This is a genomic window from Amycolatopsis sp. NBC_01480, from assembly GCF_036227205.1.
Classification (GTDB): Bacteria; Actinomycetota; Actinomycetes; order Mycobacteriales; family Pseudonocardiaceae; genus Amycolatopsis.
Genome location: NZ_CP109442.1, coordinates 3,638,919 through 3,658,032, shown reverse-complemented (window position 1 = coordinate 3,658,032; position 19,114 = coordinate 3,638,919). Strand labels below are relative to the sequence as shown.

Genomic DNA, 19,114 nt, shown 5'->3' with positions numbered 1-19,114 from the left:
ACCGTGGTGCCAATAGGCCACACCTCCCCCCGGCCTGCGACGCCACGACAGGCCGTCCCCGCTGAGGAGCCGGCATGAGCGTCCGGCAGCTCTATTGGGCGGCGCTCGGCCGGCAGTGGCGCGGTGGGCTCGTGCTGCTGGGCTGCTCCGTGCTCGAGGGCGCGCCCGCGTTCTTCTCCGGACGGCTGGTGGAGCTGGCCGTGGACCAGGGCTTCGCCGCGGGACGGCCGGGCGTCGGCGTTGCCTGGCTGGCGTTGTTCGGCGCGGCCGCGCTGTTGGGCGCCTTCGGTTCGCGGCTGGTGTGGCACCAGCTCGGCAAGGTGGTGGAGCCGTTGCGCGACGCGTTGGTGACGGCCGTGGTCCGGGGCGTGCTGCACGATCCCGCGCCGCCGCGGAACCGGCCGGACGCGAGCGGCGTCGCGCGGATCACCCAGCACGTCGAGGTGGTCCGGGACGCCACGGCCGGGCTGCTGGTGCAGGCCCGCGCGATGGTCGTGACCACCATCGCCGCCATCGCGGGACTCGTGACGGTGGCCGGGCAGCTCGTGTTGCCCGTCGCGGTGCCCGTGATGCTGTCCGTCGCCGTTTTCGCCTGCCTCCTGCCTTCCCTCGCACGGCGTCAGCGCGCGCTGGCGCTGGCCGACGAGCACACCGCCGAGACGGTCGGCACCGCGCTCTCCGGCATGCGAGACGTCGTCGCGTGCGGCGCGGAACCCGTTGCCGCACTTGGCATTTACGACGCCGTCGACCGGCAGGCGAGCGCCGCCGTGCGCGTCGCCTGGTCCGGCGCCGCGCGTTCGCTGGTGATCTCGCTCGGCGGTTTCGTCCCCCTCCTGCTCGCGCTCTCCCTCGCCCCGGCCATGGTCGCCCGCGGCGAGCTGACGGCGGGCGGGGCGCTCGGCGCGCTCGTCTACCTGGCCACCACGATGCAGCCCGCGCTGCGCGGACTCGCGGCCACCGCCGGCACCGTGGTGCTGCGCCTGCTCGTCGCGTTGCGCCGGCTGGCCGAGACCGCCGAAGTGCCCGGCGAACCAGTCGGCACCGCCGAGCCCCGCGGCACCGACCTCGCCGTTCGGGGCCTCACGTTCCGCTGGGGAGCCGCTCCGGAGCCCGTGGTCCGCGGCCTCGACCTGGACCTGCGGCCCGGCGAGCACCTCGCGGTGGTCGGCCCGAGCGGGATCGGCAAGTCGACCCTCGCCGGTCTGCTCACGGGCCTGCTCGAACCACAGGCCGGCCAGGTGCTGCTGGGCGGCCGGCCCGTCCGGTCCGTCCACAAGAGACACGATCTGGTCGCCTTGATCCCGCAGGAGGCCTACGTGTTCGCCGGGACCATCCGCGACAACCTCGGCCTCTTCGCGCCCACCGCGACCGACGCCCAGCTCCGCGCCGCCGCGGAGATCGTCGGCGCGGGCGCCCTCATCGCCCGCCTCGGCGGCCTGGACGGCGAGCTTGGCCACGACAAGGAAGGGCTCTCCGCCGGCGAAGCGCAGCTCATCGCACTCACCCGCGTGTACGCGTCCGTCGCGCGCATCATCATCCTCGACGAGGCGACGTCGCACCTGGACCCCATCGCCGAGGCCCACGCGGAACGCGCCTTCGCCACCCGTGGGGGCACGCTCATCGTGATCGCGCACCGCCTCTCCTCCGCGCTGCGCGCCGGCCGCGTCCTGGTCCTGGACGGCCGCGAGACGGCGCTCGGGCACCACGCGGAACTGCTCCGGCGCTCCCGACGGTACGCGGAACTCATGCAGGCCTGGACGGAGCCGGTTCCCGAGGCCCACGCGGGCTGACCTCATGCCGCGCCGAAGAACGCGGCCGTGTTCGCCACGATCTCGCAGTCGCAGTAGGCCCCGCTCTCCGCCAGGCCCGCCGCAAGCTGTGGCCAGCCGACGTCGTTGGCCTCGGCCCAGTGCTCCGCGTGTCTCAGCGTGTTGTCACACCCTTCCGCACAGATCCGCACGTCGACGAACTTCAGCAACGACTCCAGTTCGCGCCGACCGATGCCGAGCACGGTCAACAGTCCATTGTGGTCAGAGGTGGCTTCCGGCATTTCACTGCCCCTTTCGGAGACGGACGACAACGATCTCCGATTCTGACCGAACCCGGGCCCAAGGCGCCAGTTTCCGGTGTCGCGAAAGGTCCCCTCGCGACAACTATTTTTCGGCGGCCCCACGTTTCAGCAGGTAGCGCCCGGCCCGGGCGGCGAGGATTGCGGCGACGAACTCCGCGTCCCGGCGGTCGGTGAGCAGGTGATCGGCGCCGTCGAGGGCGATGAAGGACTTCGGGTGCCGGGCCGTGTCGAAGATGCGCCGCGCGTTGTCCACGCCGACGAGTTCGTCGACGGGCGAGTGCATCACCAGCAGCGCGGCGCCGAGCCGTTCGACGCGTTCGGCCTGCGGCCGCTGGGCGATGTCGTCGAGGAATTGCTTGCGGATGCAGAAGGTCCGGCCGCCCAGTACGACTTCGGCCTCGCCGCGCCGTTCGATCGTGTCCCGGTACTCGCCGAGCAGTTTCACGACGTGCTCGGGATCGGCGGGCGCCCCGATCGTCGCGACCGCGCGCACCTCCGGGATCCGGTGTTTCGCCGCGAGGACGGCGGCGCCGCCCAGCGAATGTCCAATGAGGAGTGTCGGCGCCGCGAACCGCTCCCGGAGGTGGTCCGCGGCGAGCACGAGATCCGCGACGTTCGAGCTGGAGTCGGTGTTCCCGAAGTCGCCGCCGGACCCGCCGAGGCCCGTGAAATCGAAGCGCAGCACCGCGATCCCGAACGTGGTGAGCGCCCGCGCCACCCGTGCAGCGGCGAGGCCGTCCTTGCTGCACGTGAAGCAATGCGCAAGGACGGCGTACGCGCCGGGCTCACCGTCCGGCAGCTCCAGGCGCGCCGCCAGCGTCACCCCCTGCGAACCGGGGAACTCGATCTTCATGCCCTCAATTTACGGGCTCAGCCGCAGGACACCGCCTCGGCGACCAGGGAGACGGCGCCCACCTTCGCGCCGTCGGAGACCGCGAAGTCGTACGTCCAGCCCGGCTTGCCGGGAACCGGCACCGCGAAGTGCCCGGCCGGAGTCGGCTTGAGGCCCTCGGCGTCGTACTTCTGGTGCAGTTCGGCCAAGGGCGTACCGGCGCCGGCGCCCTCCGGCGTCTTCACGGCGGGCGGCGCGACCAGCGCACGCAGCGAATCCTTGCCGAACGAGGCGCCGCCGCCCACGGCAAGGCGGGCGTCGCGGGCTTCCCGCAGCGTGGCCAGGTCGGCGATCGCTGTCGCGGCGGACGCGCTCAGCTGGGCCGCGTCCGCGGACTCCTTCGCCGAACGGGCGTAATCGGCGGCCGAGGCGTGCACGCCGGGATGCGAAACCTTCGCGTCGGCGGCGGTGGCCTGCTGGTTCAGGTCGGCGGCCTTCGTCGCCGCGGCGGACTCGGCGGCCATGGTGGCCGCGTCCGGCGCGGTCCCGCCCGCGAACGTGTAGGCGGCGCAACCGTCCAGGACGGACATCGGCTTGGCCGCCAGCGCCCCACCCGCGGCGGCGGCGCTCAACGCCATCCCGGGCGTCAGCCCCCGCAAACCGTCGGGTCCCAGGGCTTCGGGTCCCTTGGGCGCCTCGGCCGCGGGTGCGCTGCTGCACGCCGCCAGGCTGGCGACCAGCACTGCACCCACCACGAAATACTTCACGGTTCCCCCTCAAACTTCCGGCAGCTACCGGATCCACCTGTCTTTCGGGCGGCTGGCCGATCTTGTTACAGCCTGCTGGACCTGGGGGTGGTCCGCCTCGGCGGGTTGTCGACAGGGTGCCCGCAACTCGGTGCTGCGGCCTTGGCCTTATGACACTCCCTTGTGGACAGTTCGGGGTCGGGGTGCCGAAATTGTCGGTGCCGGGTGAGAGGCTCTTGGGCATGACGAACACACCCGCTCATTTACCGCCCGCCGTCCCCGGCGATCGGGCGCCGATCCCCCGGCTGGCCGGGGAACGTGAGTCGATGGAGGCTTTTCTGGAGTGGCACCGCCGAACGTTCGAGCTGAAGTGCGAGGAGCTCGGGCAAGAGGAGCTGTCCTCGCGCACCGTGCCGCCGTCCACCCTGTCGCTGCACGGGCTGGCCCGCCACCTCGCCGGCTGCGAACGATGGTGGTTCCGCCAGCAGTTCGCCGGCGAGGACGTCCCGATCCTGTACTACTCCGACGAAGACCCGAACCAAGACATGGACTCCCTCGACGGCGACGCCCAAGAGGCGCTGGCCGTATGGCGCTCGGAATGCGCCCGCTCACGCGAGATCGTGGCGGCGGCGGAGTCACTGGAACAGCGCGGCACGTCGCTGCGCACCGGCGAGCCGTTCACGCTGCGCTGGATGCTGCTGTCGCTCATCGCGGAGTACGCCCGCCACAACGGCCATGCTGATCTCCTGCGCGAGGCTATCGATGGGACGGTGGGCCATTGAACTGGTGAGATGCGCGGTCGCGGGATCCCTCGTGTGGAGCGTTGCCGTGGGTGAGGTGCGGCCTTGCATCCTGCGCACCGGGTGTCGGTGGTGCGAGGGAGGACTCGCTCGGTTTTCTTGCGGCTGTGGGCGGCGCTGAAGGCATCTTGCTTGGTGGGCGCCGTTCGGAGGGCGCTTTGCTCAGACGGTCGCCACCTCGCAGCAGCGGGTGCGGCGCCTGCGGCAACGCCGTGGTGGCAGTAGCGGTGGTGCCATCCCGGCCGCCGCTGGAGTGCAGGTGCCGGTGCGCTGCAGGCGCCGTCGCGTGGCGATGGCTGTGGCGATGGCTGTGGCGATGGCTGTGGCGATGGCGATGGCGATGGCGATGGCGATGGCGATGGCGATGGCGATGGCGATGGCGATGGCGATGGCGATGGCGATGGCGATGGCGATGGCGATGGCGATGGCGAGCATGACCAGAGGCACTCGCGCGTGTCCAGGCCGGACCGTTGGCTGCGTGCGATGCTGGGCGTATGACCGCCGATCCTGATTCCGGGTTGTTGTCGCCGGTGCGGGCCGGGACGCCGGCTGAAGCGAGTACCGGGGACAGCGCTTGGCTGCGCGCCATGCTGGACGCAGAGGCTGCACTGGCCCGCGCCCAGGCACGGCTCGGCACGGTCCCGGCCGAAGCGGCGGAGGTGATCACCGCGGTCGCCACGCAACTCGGCGGCCAGCCACCAGCTGCGGCGGGGGTCGGTGGAGCCGCGGCTGGGGTCGGAGGACAGGAACTGGGCCGCTCCGGACTCGGCAGCTCAACACCAACCACTCCCACCGGCCTCGGCGACCCAGCCCCGACCTCCCGCAGCGGAGCAGGCCACCCAGAACCAGCTTCACCCGCCCGAGTCGGCGACCCAACTCCCGCCAGCGTTGGGCGCAGCAGTCAGGAGGCGAGTCGTGCGGCCGCGGCGCCGGGAATTGATGTCACTGCGTTGGCGCGAGAGGCTCGGGTGACCGCGAATCCCGTGGTCGGGTTGGTCAAGGCGCTGACCGCCGCAGTCAGGCAGGTGGATGCGGGAGCGGCGGATTACGTGCACCGCGGGTCGACCAGTCAGGACATCGTCGATACGGCCATGATGCTGGTCGCGCAGGGGACGTTGCGGTTGATCGTCGAGGACCTCGAAGCTGCGGCGAACGCGCTTGGCGAGTTGGCGCGCGCGCACCGGGACACGGCCATGCCCGGGCGCACGCTGACTGCGCACGCCGTGCCCACCACGTTCGGGCTCAAGGCCGTGACGTGGCGACAGGTTGTGCTCGGCGCCGCCCGTCGGGTGCGGCGCGTGCTCGACGGTGGGTTGCCCGTCTCGCTCGGTGGCGCGGCCGGGACGCTCGCCGCGTACGTCGAGTACGGCGACGGGACCGATGACTACGCCGAACGTCTGGTCAGAGCCTTCGCCGAGGAGACCGGGCTCGCCGCACCGACGCTGCCGTGGCACTCAAATCGGACGCCGGTGGGTGATGTTGCCAGTGTTCTGGCGATGGCGGCCGTCGCGCTGGGGAAGTTTGCCGTTGACGTGCTCACGCTCACTCGCACGGAACTGGGCGAGGTCACCGAACCGGCCGGGGGCGGCTCGTCCGCTATGCCGCACAAGCGGAATCCTGTGCTGTCCGCGCTGATTCGCTCCGCCGCGTTGCAGGTGCCGGTGCTGGCGGCGGGCGTGACGCAAGCGGGGCTGGCCGAGGACGAACGGTCCGCCGGCGTCTGGCAGGCCGAGTGGCAACTACTGCGCGAATGCCTGCGGCTGACCGGCGGCGCGGCGCACACGGCCGTCGAGCTGGCGCGCGGACTCGTCGTGCACCCGGACCGGATGGCAGCAAACCTCGCGCTCACGCACGGACTCATCGTGTCCGAACGGCTCTCCGCCACGCTCGCACCACTGCTCGGCAAGGCACGCGCGAAGGTGGTACTCGGCGACGCATCCGCGCGGGCAATCGAGGAAAACCGCCCGCTGGAAGCCATCCTCGCCGAATCACCGGAGGTCACCGACGTACTGGACGCCTCGAAGCTCGCTGATCTGCTTGACCCTGCGCACTACATGGGCGCCGCCGGGCGACTGGTCGATCGCGCCCTCGATGATGACTGAAGGTAGCCGCCGGTTCCGCTGAACCGCGCTTCCCGCCTTCGCCGTGGCTATGGCTGGGATCCGCCGCGCGATGACGGCTGCGGGCGCACGGTGGACGAGCGCTCCGATGCGCCGCTCCTATGTGGAGTCTGCCGACTCTGGATCCGGCCCGGCGGTGACGACGGGTGCGATGGCGAGCTTCCCGCCTCAGTCAGGCTCTGTCCCGGATGTGGTCGGCGAGACCAGGGTTGCTGACTCGGATTCGGTCCTGCCGGGCGGGCTCTGACCTCGCCAGACCGCGGCGATTGCGAGAAAGCCCGAAATTGCGTGAGCAGCGCCAGGAATGTTAATGAAATGCGCGAAGGGCGATCGGGTGAGGGAGTCTATTTACGAGAAAAGGGCGGCCGGGAGATTCCCGGACGCCCTTTCAAACCAGATTCCACACTGGTCAGGGGTGGTAGATCTCCTTGACCTCGGCGATCTGGTCGTCGTCGCTTACCAGGATTTGGGCGAGGGCCGGGTTGGCCGCGCCGCCGAGGAGAGTTTGGCGGAGCTGGGCGTCGTCGCAGCGGAAGTTGCCGAGGCCTTGGGCGTCGACGGTTAGCTGGTTGTCGTTTTGGCAGAGGGTGGCTGCGCTCCACACGATGGCGCGGTTGGCCAGCGGGAGACGGTAGACCTTCTCGTCGACTCGGTCGTAGTGGCCGCCGTCGGGGCCGCCGGGCTGGAAGCTGACCAGCTGGAAAGTGGCCATGTTGACGCTGGTGTCGAAGCCGGTGAACTGCACCTTCTGCGTGGTGCCCGGGAAACGGCGCTGCTGAGGCTGGGACTGCGGCGGCTGGGGCTGCCCCAGGGGCGCCGGTGCCGACGTCTTGGCCTGACCAGCCGGGCGGGTCTCGATCATGTAGTCAGTAGCGCCCTTGCCACACACGGTGCCATGGGGATTAGCGGCATCCGCCTGTCCGGCACAGGTCCAGTCGCCGAGGATGTCCAGGACGCGTTTGCCGGGGCCTTCGGCCTTGGTCGGGATTTCCTTGTAGTACTCGTTGATCACGGTGAACGCGGTGTCGCAGCCCGGGTTGCTGCCGGTGGTCGCCGTGTCTGCATACACGTCCATCTGCGGGCCACCCGGAGGGCTGACGTGCTTGCCGTTCAGCTTGCTGCAGTTGACGTTGCCGTTCGCGTCGGTGAAGTCGCCATTCGCTTTGCCGGAGCCGCCGGATCCCCCGGTCGCCGCGCCCTGCGGCGAATGCTGAATGGCCGCCGCGTTCGTCACCGGAGAACTGTTTCCACTGCACGCGGAAAGGGTTGCCGTGGCGGCGATCGCCCCGCCGATCATGGCCAGCCGGATCGCCTTCTTCGCGGTGAATCCCATTTCGCGCCCCTCTGCAGCAAATTGTTGAAGCTTTACTGAGAGAGACGCCTGATGCCGGGCGGAGTTGCGGCGGAGTGTGATGTTGCCCGAAGGTCCTTCCAGACCGCACGGAGCCAACCAACACGGCAACCCGGCCGGTCAATACGCAAGAGGACGGCCAGCCGTGCGGAACCGGCGGCCGTCCTCTTGCGAAAGGAAAATCCTCCTAATGCGCCAAACCCGGCCCGTGCTTCTCTGAGGACGGGGCAGGAGAGCCACCGACAACCGTGTCGCCGTCACGGGCAGTCGCAGCCCGGTCCTCGGGAACCGTGGCAGCCGAGGACGGCTCCACAATCTCAGCGTCCTCCTCCGGAATCCGGACGCGACGACGCGCCGGCAACACCGCGATCACCAAGCCGAGCGCGGCGATGCCGAGGTGCAGCCAGTTGTCCGAAGACGTCAGGTCGAGCGGGTTGCCCGCGTTGGCGAACGGGTTGGCTGTGATCGTCCCGGCGATCATCAAGCCCCAGACGAACAGCAAGCCGTAGCCGAGGAACAGCAGCCAGCCGAAAACCCGCGCGCGACCGGAGCCGAACGCGAGCGCCAGGCCGAGCAGGCCGGTCACCACGTGCACGAGGTTGTTCATCGGATTGGCGGAGAACCGCCAGAAACCGGCGTTGTGATGGCCGGTGAAGTCGCCGAACCCGGTCCTGGTGAACCCCACGATGCCGAAGACCAGGAACACCACAGCGACGAGGGCGGCCAGGACCTGCGCGGGCTGCAGGCCCTCCACCCGGATCCGGGCTCCATGCGCATGAACCATGACTCGAGTCCTTCCCGATGGTGAAGTGACTCCGAAGGAATACCCAGTCCGCCCGGTGCGAAACGCCGGTGCTTGCCCGCAGCCCTTCGGAACGTCACCGGATTCGGCCCGATCCGAGATCAATCCCACAAACTCACCCGATCCGGCGAACCCGGCCGGGGTGATCGGACAAGTCCGGTCATGCGCAAGGTGAACCTGCTCTTCCTCGTGGGACTGTGCCTGGGGGCACTGGCCGCGCTGACCGTGGTGGTGCTGACGCCACCGGGCCACGCGCCGTCGCCGGTCGCCGTCGCCGAGATCGGCCGCGCCTCGGAAAATCCGATTACCACTTCGGAAACCCCGGAAGACCCGAAGGGCCCCGGCAGCGCGGCGCTGGAGGCCCTGCTGCCGGACGGGCACGTCAGCGCCATCGTGTTCGACCGTGCGAAAGGGACCTTCGCGCTGTCGGTGAACGCGGACCGTGCCTACACGTCGGCCTCGCTCGTCAAGCTCCTCATCGCCCTCAACGCGCTGGACGCCGGGCAATCGCCTGTCCTCATTGAGAAAATGCTCTCCCGCAGCGACGACGCCATCGCCAGCCGGCTCTGGGTCGACGGCGGCGAAACGTCGATCGTCACCAGCGCGGTCCGGCGCATGAGCCTCACCGGAACGCAGCCGCCGTCGAACCCGGGCCGTTGGGGCGACACGAAAATCACCGCCGCCGACGTCGTGCGGATCTACAACTACCTGCTCGACGAGGCCCCCGTGTCCGCCCGCGAGGTCATCCTGCGCGCGCTGCAGAACGCCACCGAGCACGGCGCCGACGGCTTCCGCCAGTACTTCGGCATCCCCGACGCCGTGGGCGGCCGGCCGTGGGCCGTCAAGCAGGGCTGGTCCTGTTGCAACCCGGCGATCATGCTCCACACCACCGGCCTGGTCGGGAAAAACCGCTACCTGGTCGTCGTGCTGACCGAGCAGCCGCGGTCCGTCGGCTACGACACCGCGAAGCAGCAGATCACGAACGTGGTCAAGAACCTGGTGCCACTACTGCAAAGCTGACTTCACTGCTCCATCGCCGTCAGCCCGCCGCGCGCGCCCGTGGCCGGCAGCGGCCACGGCCGCACCCCGCCGGTGACGTCGACGTGCCGGCCGACCAGCGCGGGCCCGGGGATGCGCTCGCCGATCCACGCCAGCAGGTCGGGCAGCTGCGACTTGAACGTGTTCATGTTGTGGCCCGCGTCCGGGATCTCCCACGAGTACACCCGGACCGGAGCCTGGGCGGCCTGGTGGATCTGGCCGATCGCGAAGCTCTCGTACTTCTCCTGGCTCCCCGCGACCGCGAGGATTTCCACCGGCGACGGGTGCAGGCGGACGTTCAGGCGCACGTTGTTCGCGTCGTCGATGTCGCGACGGCCGTGGAACAGGTCCTCGGTCTGGCCGTCGTTGGCCTGGGCCTTGTCGTACCCGCCGACGCTCACGGCCTGGCCGAACCACTGCGGGTGGCGCGTGACCATGTTCATCGCGCAATAACCGCCGGACGACCAGCCCGCGATGGTCCACGCGCGCCGGTCCGGGTTGAGGCCGAGCCGCTGGATGGCCCACTCGCGCACGTCCGCGGAGAGGTAGGTGTCGTTGGGCGTGCCGTTGACCTCGTCGACGCATTCGGTGTCGTGCCCGATCTTCGGCTGACCCGTGGGGTCCGGGACGACCACGACGGTCGGCGGCAGGGCGTGCTTCTTGATCGCCTCGTCGAGATGGTCCGGCAGCTTGTAGATCGCGGCGACCTCGGGCCCGGACGGGTAGTTCGGGATCCACTCGATCGCCGGGAAGCGCAGCGTGCGGTACGCCGGGTCGAAGTACTGCGGCGGCAGGTAGACCACGGCGTCGCGGCTGAGCCCGGTCCGGCGGCCGGTGACCTTCATGTGCACGACGGTCCCCTTGCCGGCCTTCGCGTGCATCGCGCCGGCGTCGCGCAGCTGGTCGAGGTCCGCGCCGTTGTCGCCGCCCTCGGCGTCGGTGCCGTCGGAGGAGTACGCGCCGGTGCCGACCAGCGCGCCGACCGTCGGGAAGAAGCCGCCGATCAGGTTGCCCGTCATCGCGAGGCTGACCACCACGAGCACCACGGCGGTCAGCACCGTCGCGCTGCGGCCGAGCTGCTTGCGCTTGCGCCAGCGGTCCCAGAACCACGGCACGGCGATGACCGCCAGCACCGCCAGCGCGGCGATGACGCCCAGCTCGACCGGCGAGTCCAGCCGGATGCTGCTCAAGTGCACGGGAAACCTCCAGGACGCGTGCCCGGAAGGCGGGACCCGCTGTACTAATAACACGTTTGGCGGACCCCCCTCGTTGTGATCAGGTGACTCGCGTCACACGAAAACGAGGGCGATCCGCCAAGCCCGGCTTCAGTTGCCGAAAGCGCGCCGCAGCACGGTGATCGCCTGCGTGATCGCGGCCTCGGCGGCGTGCGTCTCGCGCAGCGCGTTGACCATCACGAAGTCGTGGATCACGGCCTGGTACCGGACCGCCGTCACCGCGACGCCGGCCTGGCGCAGCTTGGCCGCGTACGCCTCGCCCTCGTCACGGAGCACGTCCGCCTGACCGGTGATCACGAGCGCCGGCGGCAGCCCGGTGAGCTGCTCCAAGGACGCCCGCAGTGGCGACGCGGTGATCTCCGCGCGCTGCGCCTCGTCGGTCGTGTACTGGTCCCAGAACCACTTCATGCCCTCGCGCGCGAGGAAGTAGCCCTCGGCGAACTCGTGGTACGACTCGGTGTCGAAGCTCGCGTCGGTGACCGGGTAGAAGAGCACCTGCTGCAAGAAGCTGACGTCACCGCGCTCCTTGGCCATCAGGGTCAGCGCCGCCGTCATGTTCCCGCCGACCGAGTCACCCGCGATCGCGATGCGCGTGGGGTCGAGCCCCTTCTCCGCGCCGTGCCGCACGACCCACTGGACCGCGGCGTAGTTCTCCTCGATGGCGACCGGGTAGCGCGCTTCGGGGGAACGGCTGTATTCCGGGAAAACCACGGCCGCGCCGGTGCCGGCCGCGAGTTCGCGGACCAGCCGCTCGTGGGTGTGGAAGTCGCCGAAAACCCAGCCGGCGCCGTGGAGGTAGACGAGCACGGGCAGGTCGCCGGTCACGCCCTCGGGCTTCACGATGCGGACCTCGACCTCGCCGTTCGGTCCGCCCCGGACGGTCAGCACCTCGATGTCGGCGGGCGCCATGACGACGTCGCCGTCCTGCACCCCGTCCACGGCCTTGCGGCCCTCGGCCGGCGGGAGCTGGAAGAGGAACGGGGGCTCGCTGGTCGCCTCGGCGAACGCCTGCGCGGCCGGTTCCAGGATCAGGTTCTTCGGATTGGCGGTCATTTCTGCCTCCTCGGGAACGGATGATGAGTTGAAGTTAGCTCACAACTAAGTTGTGCACAATCAAAGTGCTCTCGATGAGATATAAGGCACTTGAGTTGCCCTCATCGGCGCACTGAGGGGAGGATGGAGCGTTCCAGCAGGGACGGAGGATCCCCATGACCGACCAGGACCACGGCGAAACCGGTTCGCTGCTGCTCGACGACCAGCTCTGCTTCGGGCTGTACTCGGCATCGCGGGCGGTGACGTCGCTCTACCGGACCCTGCTCGAGCCGCTCGACCTCACCTATCCGCAGTACCTGGTCATGCTGGCCCTGTGGGAGCACGACCGGCAGCAGGTCAAGGAACTCGGCGCCGCGCTGAACCTCGACTCCGGCACGCTCTCGCCACTGCTCAAGCGGCTGGAGAAGGCCGGCCTCGTACGCCGTGACCGCCAGGCCGACGACGAGCGTTCCGTGCGCATCACCCTCACCGAGGACGGCAACGCCCTGCGCGCGAAGGCCGAGCAGATCCCGCCGCACATCGGTGCCGCGATGGGCTTCGACGCCAAGACGCTGGGCCGGATGCGCGCCGCGATGGACCAGTTGACCGCGTCCGTCAACGCGTACCGGGAATCGTTGAGCCCGGCCTGATCCAGCCGCCGCGCCCCGTGGTTAGCATGGGTTCGCGAAGCGAGCGGTGAGGACGGCCATGATCGAACGAGACGAAGCCCTGCGAGCCGTGGAAAGCAGCCTCGACCGACCGTCGGCGGCGCGGATCTACGACTACTTCATCGGCGGTTCGACGAACTGGGCCATCGACCGCGAGTTCGCCGAGAAAGTGCGCGCGCGGCTGCCGCTGATGGGCGACTACTGCATGACCAGCCGGCAGTTCCTCGGCCGCGCCGTGCGCCAGTGCGTGCGCGCCGGCGTGCACCAGTTCGTCGACATCGGCTCCGGCCTGCCGACGGCGGGCAACGTGCACGAGGTCGCCGACGAGGAGCGCCCGGAGCACGACGCCCACGTGCTCTACATCGACAACGAGCCCGTCGCGCTGGCCCACTCCCAGATCCTGCTCGCCGACACCGCCGACCCGGAGCGGCACGAGGCGATCGCCGCGGACCTGCTGCAGCCCGAAGAGCTGTGGGACCGCGTGATGGACTCCGACGTGATCGACGTCCGCCGCCCGATCGCCCTGATCGTCAACGCCGTGCTGCACTTCATCAAGGACGACCAGGACCCGGACGGCCTGCTGGCGTACTACCGGCACCGCCTCGCCCCCGGCTCGCTGCTGGTGCTTTCGCAGATGACCAACGAGAACCCGGTCGACGACGACGAACGCCAGGCCCTGGCCGACCTGCTGGAGTACTACGAGTCCACCACCAACCCCGGTGTGCTGCGCACGATGGCCGAGTTCGAACGCTTCTTCGGCGGCTGGCCGCTGCTCAAGCCCGGGCTGGTCTACGCGCCGGCGTGGCACCCGGACAAGGCGACGGTGTTCAAGAAGACCCCTTCGGAGTCCCGCGTGATCGGCGGCGTGGCGCGCAAGCCCTCGCTCTGACCTGGCAGGTTCAATCCCAGGGTTGACGCGCGTCGCCCCGCGAGCTGGCACTTTGGTGTCCGGCAAGGGATCGCGGGGAGAGGCACCGGGGATGAACAGCGTCACCAACATCGTCATCGGGCTCGTCGTGCTGGCCTGGCTGCTGTGGCGGCAGGTGCAGCAGCGGCTGGTGCGCGAGGACCGCAAGCCGACCGTGGTGCTGATCCTCGCAGTGCTCGGGGTGGTCGCGCTGGCCGCGTTCTTCAAGAGCGGCAGCCCCTCCCCGACGGCGATCGCCCTGCTGGCCGGAAGTCTCCTCGTCGCCGTGCTCTTCGGGGTCGTGCGGGCCTACACGGTGCGGCTGTGGCGCGCCGACGGCCAGCTCTGGCGCCAGGGCACGTGGCTGACCGTGGTGCTGTGGATCGCCGCCATCGCCGTGCACCTCGGCCTCGACTTCGTGATCGACGCCAACAGCCCGGTGAAGGGCCTGGGCAACGCGTCGATCCTGCTCTACCTCGCCGTCACCCTGGGCGCGCAGCGGCTCGTGGTGCAGCAGCGCGCGAACCGCCAGCCGCAAACCGCCTGACCCGCTAAGAAGCCTTACGCAGCAACTTAAGCGCGGCGTACACGGCTTCCAGGCCCAGCTCGACGGCGCGGCGCAGCACGGCGGGATCGCGTTCCAACGCGCCGACGTCCGGGGAGCCCGCCGGGGGCCGGACGCTCACCAAGCGCGGGTCCTCGCGGAGCATCCGCTCGTCCTCGAGATCGCGTTCGTACTGCTCGCGCCACGCTTTGATCGTGCCGGGCGCCTGGCGGCGCAGGAACCGCGGCACGACCACGTCCTGCACGCGCGGGGGCCGCACCGGGATCTCGTCCTCGCGGCGGGTCCGCAGCACGAGCACGTCGGTCGCGCCCTGGGCCAGCGCGGTGCGGAACGGCAGTGGCTCCGCGACCCCCGCGTCGACGAACCGGCGCCCGCCCATCGCGATCGGCGGGCCGGCCAGCACGGGCATGCAGGAGGAGGCGGCGAGCGCGGTCTTGATCCCGTCGACGTCGTCGATGAACGGGTACAGATCGGTGGATTCGCCGGTGTCCGCGTCGGTGGCCAGCGGGTGGAACGAGACGGGATTGGCCAGGATCGCCGGGAAGTCCATCGGCTCCAGCACCGAGTAGACCTGGTGCACCAGGTACTCCAGGTCGATCACCGCGCGCCCGCGCAGGGTGTGCAGCGGGTTGATGATCCGCCGCATGACGGTCGGGTTCCACCAGGTCCGCACGCCCGTCTGGGAGCGGCCGCAGAGCAGCCAGGCGCCGTTCAGCGCGCCGGCCGAGGAGCCGTAGACGGCGTCGAACGCGGGGGTCGCGCCCAGTTCGTCGAGCGCCAGGACCATGCCGCTGGAGTAGGTGCCGCGGCTGCTGCCGCCCTCGATCGCCAGCGCGAGGCGGCGGGAATCCGTTCGCTGTCCCGGAACACTGCCCGTCGCCAGTCGTTCGGTGATCAGTTCGAGTACCGGGTGCACGATCCCATCCTGGTCGTTTCGCGCGATTCGTCGACCCGTTTTGCCCCACCCGGCCGGGTGACGTGGCTTGCACTCCGTTGCACTGCAACTAGTTGCATAGCACCCTGGGCGGCATGGCACTGGAGCACGCGATCCTGGTCTCGCTGTCCGAACGCTCGGGCTCGGGCTACGAGCTGGCGCGCCGCTTCGAAAAGTCCATCGGCCTGTTCTGGAGCGCCACCCACCAGCAGATCTACCGCGTGCTGAAGCGGATGGAGGAAGCCGGGTGGGTGGCCGTGGACGTCGTCGCGCAGGAGGGCCGGCCGGACAAGAAGGTCTACACCGTCGGCGCGCCCGGGCGGGCCGAGCTGCGCCGCTGGCTGGCCGAGCCCGACCCGTCGTCGGGGCCGCAGGAGCTGGCCGTGAAGATCCGTGGCGCGTCCTTCGGGAACGCGCGCGCTGTCGCCGCCGAGATCACCCGCCACCGCGACGCGCACGCCGAACGCCTCGACGCCTACCGCCAGATCGAGAAGCGCGACTTCCCCTCGCCCGCGGCACTGCGCGGGCAGCCGCTGCACCAGTACCTCGTGCTGCGCGGCGGCATCCGCGTGGAAGAGGGCCAGGTGGAGTGGTTCGAGGAGATCCTGACCGCGTTGCACCAAGACAAGGCGTTGCACCAAGACAAGGACCGCTCATGACGCCGTACCCGCACCTGCTCGCCCCGCTCGACCTGGGCTTCACGACGCTGCGCAACCGCGTGCTCATGGGCTCGATGCACACCGGGCTCGAGGACCGCGCGAAGCATTTCCCGGAATTGGCCGAGTACTACGCCGAACGCGCGCGCGGCGGCGTCGGGCTGATCGTCACCGGCGGGTTCGCGCCCAACCGGACCGGCTGGCTGCTGCCGTTCGCCTCGAAGCTGTCGACGCCGGCGGAAGCCCGGGCGCACCGGCAGCTGACCGCGCCCGTCCACGAAGCCGGCGGCAAGATCGCGCTGCAGATCCTGCACGCGGGCCGGTACTCCTACAACCCGCTGAGCGTCTCGGCGTCGAGCATCAAGGCGCCGATCAACCCGTTCCGGCCGCGCGCTCTGACCGGTTACGGCGTGCGCCGGCAGATCCGCGCCTTCGCCGACAGCGCCGCGCTCGCGCGTGAAGCCGGGTACGACGGCGTCGAGATCATGGGCAGCGAGGGCTACCTGATCAACCAGTTCCTGGCCGAGCGGACCAACAAGCGCTCCGACGGCTGGGGCGGCACGCCGCAGAAGCGGCGGCGGTTCGCCGTCGAGGTCGTGCGGCGCACGCGCGCGGCGGTGGGGCCCGACTTCATCATCATCTACCGGCTGTCCATGCTCGACCTGGTGCCGGGCGGGCAGAGCTGGGACGACGTGGTCGCGCTGGCGAAGGAGGTCGAGGCCGCGGGTGCCACGATCATCAACACCGGCATCGGCTGGCACGAGGCGCGGGTGCCGACGATCGTCACGTCCGTGCCGCGCGCGGCGTTCACCTGGGTGACCGGGAAGCTCAAGCCGCACGTGACGATCCCGGTCGTCACCTCGAACCGGATCAACATGCCGCAGGTGGCCGAGGAGGCGCTGGCGGGCGGTGACGCCGACCTGGTCTCGATGGCCCGGCCGTTCCTCGCCGACCCCGAGTGGATCCGCAAGGCCGAGACCGGGCGCGAGGACGAGATCAACACGTGCATCGCGTGCAACCAGGCCTGCCTGGACCACGCGTTCGGCCGCAAACCGGTGTCCTGCATGGTCAACCCGCGCGCGGGCCACGAGACCACCCTGACGCTCGCGCCGACGCGCCGCGCCAAGCACGTCGCGGTGGTCGGCGCCGGCCCGGCCGGGCTCGCGGCCGCGACGGCGCTGGGCGAACGGGGTCACAGCGTCGAGCTGTTCGAGGCCGACGCCGAGGTCGGCGGCCAGTTCGGCATCGCGCGGCTGATCCCGGGCAAGGAGGAGTTCGCCGAGACCATCCGCTACTACCAGCGGCGGCTGGAGGTCACCGGCGTGAAGGTGCACCTCGGCACGCGGGTGACCGCGGCGGACCTGACCGGGTTCGACGAGGTCGTGCTCGCCACGGGCGTCACGCCGCGGGTGCCGTCGCTGCCCGGCATCGATCACCCGAAAGTGCTGTCCTACGTGGACGTCGTGCGGCACGGCCGCCCGGTCGGCGAGCGGGTCGCGGTGATCGGCGCGGGCGGGATCGGGGTGGACGTGAGCGAGTTCCTCACGCACGCGTCCTCGCCGGCGCTCGACCGCGAGGCCTGGATGGCGGAGTGGGGCGTCACCGACCCGGAGCTGGCCGCGGGCGGGCTCGGCGCGCCGAGGCCCGAGCCGTCGCCACGGCAGGTCTACCTGCTGCAACGCAAAAAGGGACCGATCGGCGCGGGGCTGGGCAAGACGTCCGGCTGGGTGCACCGGGCGGCGCTGAAGGCGAAGGGCGTCGAGCGGATTTCGGGCGTCACGTACGAGCGGATCGACGACGCCGGGCTGCACGTCACCGTCAACGGGGTGCCGCGGCTGCTGGAGGTCGACACCGTGGTGGTCTGCGCCGGTCAGGAGCCCGTGCGGGACCTGGTGGCCGGGCTGGACGGCGTGCCCGTGCACCTGGTCGGCGGGGCCACAGTGTCGTTTCAAGATGCGGCGGCCGAGCTGGACGCGAAACGCGCCATCGACCAGGGGACACGGCTCGCCGCCACGCTGTGATCCGGTGGCTCGCACTGGCAGGATGGCCCCCGTGCGAGACGTATGCGTGATCGGGCTCGGGCTCATCGGCGGTTCGCTGCTGCGGGCCTCGGCGGCGAGCGGCAGGACGACGTGGGGCGCGGCGGTGTCCGAAGTGGACGCCGACGCCGCGAGCCGCGCCGGCTACGACGTGACCACCGACGTGGAGGCCGCGCTGCACCGGGCCGCGGCGGCCGACGCCGTCGTCGTGCTGGCCGTGCCGCTGCCCGCGGTCGAGAACCTGCTGCGGCTGGTCGCGCAGCACGCGGCGCACTGCCTGCTGACCGACGTCGTCAGCGTGAAGGGCCCGATGCTGGACGCCGTGCGGCGGCGGGCGCCGTACACGCGTTACGTGGGCGGGCACCCGATGACCGGGACCGCCGAATCGGGCTGGCTGGCCGGCGAAGAGACGCTGTTCCAGGGCGCCGCCTGGGTGGTCGGCGTCGAGGAGGAGACGGACCTCGAGGCGTGGGCGGAGGTGACGCGGCTGGTGCTGGACGTCGGCGCGTTCGCCGTGCCGCTGCCCGCGGACTCGCACGACGAGGCGGTCGCCCGGATCTCGCACCTGCCGCACCTGTTCGCCGCGATCCTCGCGACGGTCGGCGCGCAGGGCGGCCCGCTGGCGATGTCGCTGGCGGCGGGCTCGTACCGCGACGGCACCCGCGTCGCCGGCACGTCACCCGAGCTGGTCCGCGCCATGACCGAAGGCAACCGTGACGCGCTGCTCCCGATCGTCGACGAGGCCCTCGGCCGGCTCGGCGCGGCGCGCGGCTCCCTCGCCTCGACCGGCGGCCTGGCCGCGACGATCAACGCGGGCCACGAAGGCGCGCTGGCCCTCTCGGCCGCCCGCGACGCCGCCCGCTCCGGCGTCCGCATCAACCTGACCGCCCCGGACGCCCGCGACGGCCTCATCGCCCTCGGCGAACGCGGCGGGCACATCACTTCCCTGGACGAGGACGTCGCCGTCGGCGAAGTCAACTGACCCGTCGCGACCGATTTGCCTGGCGCCCGGCCTGTGTGACGATAAGGCTCCTCTGCATCCGGATTGGGGAGCGAAGCGATGGGCATCAACTTCGACGAGATCAAGAACAAGGCCCAGGACGCCCTGCGCGAGCACGGCGACAAGATCGAGGAAGGCCTCGACAAGGCCGCCGGCTTCGCGAAGTCCAAGTTCGACGGGCAGGACTCCAAGATCGACGGCGGGGTCGAGAAGGCCAAGGACTTCCTGGACAAGTTCAGCGGCAAGCCCGGCGAGGGCGACCAGCCGCCGGCCGCCCCGCCGCAGCAGCCGTAAGACTCGTGAGTGTTCGGGACGGTT

At 70.5% G+C, this 19,114-nt stretch carries 19 protein-coding genes and 2 pseudogenes; 12 read left to right on the top strand and 9 right to left on the bottom strand.

Features of this window, described 5'->3' with window-relative positions; translation table 11 throughout:
• Positions 1-74: 74 nt before the first annotated feature.
• Positions 75-1,790 carry an ABC transporter ATP-binding protein gene (locus OG371_RS17450; RefSeq protein ID WP_329070501.1) on the top strand — a complete coding sequence of 572 codons (1,716 nt, stop codon included), beginning with the start codon at positions 75-77 and terminating at the stop codon, positions 1,788-1,790.
• A 2-nt stretch (positions 1,791-1,792) separates the two neighbouring features.
• On the opposite strand, the gene OG371_RS17445 is transcribed toward OG371_RS17450, so the two are convergent.
• From OG371_RS17445 to OG371_RS17435, 3 genes are all read right to left on the bottom strand, one after another.
• Positions 1,793-2,050 (bottom strand): DUF2695 domain-containing protein, encoded by a 258-nt coding sequence (locus OG371_RS17445; RefSeq protein WP_329070498.1) that lies wholly within the window; start codon positions 2,048-2,050, stop codon positions 1,793-1,795.
• 103 nt (positions 2,051-2,153) lie between these two features.
• Positions 2,154-2,924 (bottom strand): alpha/beta hydrolase family protein, encoded by a 771-nt coding sequence (locus OG371_RS17440; RefSeq protein ID WP_329070496.1) that lies wholly within the window; start codon positions 2,922-2,924, stop codon positions 2,154-2,156.
• Positions 2,925-2,941: 17 nt separating this feature from the next.
• On the bottom strand, positions 2,942-3,670 hold the full coding sequence (locus tag OG371_RS17435; RefSeq protein ID WP_329070494.1) for a hypothetical protein: 729 nt from the start codon (positions 3,668-3,670) through the stop codon (positions 2,942-2,944).
• A gap of 221 nt (positions 3,671-3,891) precedes the next feature.
• On the opposite strand from OG371_RS17435, the gene OG371_RS17430 reads away from it, so the two are divergent.
• Positions 3,892-4,431 carry a DinB family protein gene (locus OG371_RS17430; protein WP_329070492.1) on the top strand — a complete coding sequence of 180 codons (540 nt, stop codon included), beginning with the start codon at positions 3,892-3,894 and terminating at the stop codon, positions 4,429-4,431.
• Positions 4,432-4,611: 180 nt separating this feature from the next.
• Here OG371_RS17430 and OG371_RS17425 read toward each other — a convergent pair whose 3' ends face one another.
• Positions 4,612-4,884, bottom strand: coding sequence for a hypothetical protein (locus OG371_RS17425; RefSeq protein ID WP_329070490.1), 273 nt, complete (start codon positions 4,882-4,884; stop codon positions 4,612-4,614).
• A 59-nt stretch (positions 4,885-4,943) separates the two neighbouring features.
• Here OG371_RS17425 and OG371_RS47425 point away from each other — a divergent pair.
• Positions 4,944-5,117, top strand: a pseudogene (locus OG371_RS47425) (3-carboxy-cis,cis-muconate cycloisomerase); the annotation flags it as partial.
• 246 nt (positions 5,118-5,363) lie between these two features.
• Positions 5,364-6,551: pseudogene (locus OG371_RS17420) on the top strand (class-II fumarase/aspartase family protein); the annotation flags it as partial.
• A gap of 427 nt (positions 6,552-6,978) precedes the next feature.
• Here OG371_RS17420 and OG371_RS17415 read toward each other — a convergent pair.
• Together OG371_RS17415 and OG371_RS17410 are read right to left on the bottom strand one after the other, a co-directional pair.
• Positions 6,979-7,902 (bottom strand): hypothetical protein, encoded by a 924-nt coding sequence (locus OG371_RS17415; RefSeq protein ID WP_329070486.1) that lies wholly within the window; start codon positions 7,900-7,902, stop codon positions 6,979-6,981.
• Positions 7,903-8,107: 205 nt separating this feature from the next.
• Positions 8,108-8,704, bottom strand: coding sequence for a DUF4383 domain-containing protein (locus OG371_RS17410; RefSeq protein WP_329070484.1), 597 nt, complete (start codon positions 8,702-8,704; stop codon positions 8,108-8,110).
• Positions 8,705-8,884: 180 nt separating this feature from the next.
• Here OG371_RS17410 and OG371_RS17405 point away from each other — a divergent pair, with 180 nt between their 5' ends.
• Entirely contained in the window at positions 8,885-9,742 is an 858-nt protein-coding gene (locus tag OG371_RS17405) for a hypothetical protein (protein WP_329070482.1), read from the top strand.
• A gap of 2 nt (positions 9,743-9,744) precedes the next feature.
• Here the strand turns inward: OG371_RS17405 and OG371_RS17400 are convergent, their stop codons facing one another.
• Positions 9,745-10,956: an alpha/beta hydrolase gene (locus tag OG371_RS17400; RefSeq protein ID WP_329070480.1), complete on the bottom strand. Its 1,212-nt coding sequence runs from the start codon at positions 10,954-10,956 to the stop codon at positions 9,745-9,747.
• A 129-nt stretch (positions 10,957-11,085) separates the two neighbouring features.
• Positions 11,086-12,048: an alpha/beta hydrolase gene (locus OG371_RS17395; RefSeq protein ID WP_329070478.1), complete on the bottom strand. Its 963-nt coding sequence runs from the start codon at positions 12,046-12,048 to the stop codon at positions 11,086-11,088.
• 155 nt (positions 12,049-12,203) lie between these two features.
• On the opposite strand from OG371_RS17395, the gene OG371_RS17390 reads away from it, so the two are divergent.
• From OG371_RS17390 to OG371_RS17380, 3 genes are all read left to right on the top strand, one after another.
• Entirely contained in the window at positions 12,204-12,677 is a 474-nt protein-coding gene (locus OG371_RS17390) for a MarR family winged helix-turn-helix transcriptional regulator (protein WP_329070476.1), read from the top strand.
• Positions 12,678-12,735: 58 nt separating this feature from the next.
• Entirely contained in the window at positions 12,736-13,584 is an 849-nt protein-coding gene (locus OG371_RS17385; RefSeq protein ID WP_329070474.1) for an SAM-dependent methyltransferase, read from the top strand.
• A 91-nt stretch (positions 13,585-13,675) separates the two neighbouring features.
• Entirely contained in the window at positions 13,676-14,149 is a 474-nt protein-coding gene (locus OG371_RS17380) for a hypothetical protein (protein ID WP_329070472.1), read from the top strand.
• Positions 14,150-14,153: 4 nt separating this feature from the next.
• On the opposite strand, the gene OG371_RS17375 is transcribed toward OG371_RS17380, so the two are convergent.
• A complete protein-coding gene (locus OG371_RS17375) occupies positions 14,154-15,083 on the bottom strand; it encodes a patatin-like phospholipase family protein (RefSeq protein WP_329070470.1) in 930 nt (309 codons plus the stop codon).
• A gap of 113 nt (positions 15,084-15,196) precedes the next feature.
• On the opposite strand from OG371_RS17375, the gene OG371_RS17370 reads away from it, so the two are divergent.
• The 4 genes from OG371_RS17370 to OG371_RS17355 all read left to right on the top strand — a co-directional run bounded on the left by OG371_RS17370 (position 15,197) and on the right by OG371_RS17355 (position 19,090).
• Positions 15,197-15,760, top strand: coding sequence for a PadR family transcriptional regulator (locus OG371_RS17370; RefSeq protein ID WP_329070469.1), 564 nt, complete (start codon positions 15,197-15,199; stop codon positions 15,758-15,760).
• Positions 15,757-17,778, top strand: a complete 2,022-nt coding sequence (locus OG371_RS17365; RefSeq protein WP_329070466.1) for an NADPH-dependent 2,4-dienoyl-CoA reductase — start codon at positions 15,757-15,759, stop codon at positions 17,776-17,778. Before OG371_RS17370 ends, OG371_RS17365 begins: the two co-directional genes overlap by 4 nt.
• A 22-nt stretch (positions 17,779-17,800) precedes the next feature.
• On the top strand, positions 17,801-18,778 hold the full coding sequence (locus OG371_RS17360; protein WP_329070464.1) for a prephenate dehydrogenase: 978 nt from the start codon (positions 17,801-17,803) through the stop codon (positions 18,776-18,778).
• Between the two features lie 78 nt (positions 18,779-18,856).
• A complete protein-coding gene (locus OG371_RS17355) occupies positions 18,857-19,090 on the top strand; it encodes an antitoxin (RefSeq protein ID WP_329070462.1) in 234 nt (77 codons plus the stop codon).
• The last annotated feature ends 24 nt before the right edge of the window (positions 19,091-19,114 follow it).

What these genes read in the sequence shown, in the direction of transcription:
- OG371_RS17365 (WP_329070466.1), top strand. Translation starts at nt 15,757, where the DNA reads ATGACGCCGTACCCGCACCTGCTCGCCCCGCTCGACCTGGGCTTCACG.
- OG371_RS17385 (WP_329070474.1), top strand. Translation starts at nt 12,736, where the DNA reads ATGATCGAACGAGACGAAGCCCTGCGAGCCGTGGAAAGCAGCCTCGAC.
- OG371_RS17405 (WP_329070482.1), top strand. Translation starts at nt 8,885, where the DNA reads ATGCGCAAGGTGAACCTGCTCTTCCTCGTGGGACTGTGCCTGGGGGCA.
- OG371_RS17415 (WP_329070486.1), bottom strand. Translation starts at nt 7,902, where the DNA reads ATGGGATTCACCGCGAAGAAGGCGATCCGGCTGGCCATGATCGGCGGG.
- OG371_RS17410 (WP_329070484.1), bottom strand. Translation starts at nt 8,704, where the DNA reads ATGGTTCATGCGCATGGAGCCCGGATCCGGGTGGAGGGCCTGCAGCCC.
- OG371_RS17450 (WP_329070501.1), top strand. Translation starts at nt 75, where the DNA reads ATGAGCGTCCGGCAGCTCTATTGGGCGGCGCTCGGCCGGCAGTGGCGC.
- OG371_RS17445 (WP_329070498.1), bottom strand. Translation starts at nt 2,050, where the DNA reads ATGCCGGAAGCCACCTCTGACCACAATGGACTGTTGACCGTGCTCGGC.
- OG371_RS17390 (WP_329070476.1), top strand. Translation starts at nt 12,204, where the DNA reads ATGACCGACCAGGACCACGGCGAAACCGGTTCGCTGCTGCTCGACGAC.
- OG371_RS17380 (WP_329070472.1), top strand. Translation starts at nt 13,676, where the DNA reads ATGAACAGCGTCACCAACATCGTCATCGGGCTCGTCGTGCTGGCCTGG.
- OG371_RS17370 (WP_329070469.1), top strand. Translation starts at nt 15,197, where the DNA reads ATGGCACTGGAGCACGCGATCCTGGTCTCGCTGTCCGAACGCTCGGGC.
- OG371_RS17395 (WP_329070478.1), bottom strand. Translation starts at nt 12,048, where the DNA reads ATGACCGCCAATCCGAAGAACCTGATCCTGGAACCGGCCGCGCAGGCG.
- OG371_RS17355 (WP_329070462.1), top strand. Translation starts at nt 18,857, where the DNA reads ATGGGCATCAACTTCGACGAGATCAAGAACAAGGCCCAGGACGCCCTG.
- OG371_RS17430 (WP_329070492.1), top strand. Translation starts at nt 3,892, where the DNA reads ATGACGAACACACCCGCTCATTTACCGCCCGCCGTCCCCGGCGATCGG.
- OG371_RS17440 (WP_329070496.1), bottom strand. Translation starts at nt 2,924, where the DNA reads ATGAAGATCGAGTTCCCCGGTTCGCAGGGGGTGACGCTGGCGGCGCGC.
- OG371_RS17360 (WP_329070464.1), top strand. Translation starts at nt 17,801, where the DNA reads ATGGCCCCCGTGCGAGACGTATGCGTGATCGGGCTCGGGCTCATCGGC.
- OG371_RS17425 (WP_329070490.1), bottom strand. Translation starts at nt 4,884, where the DNA reads ATGCTCGCCATCGCCATCGCCATCGCCATCGCCATCGCCATCGCCATC.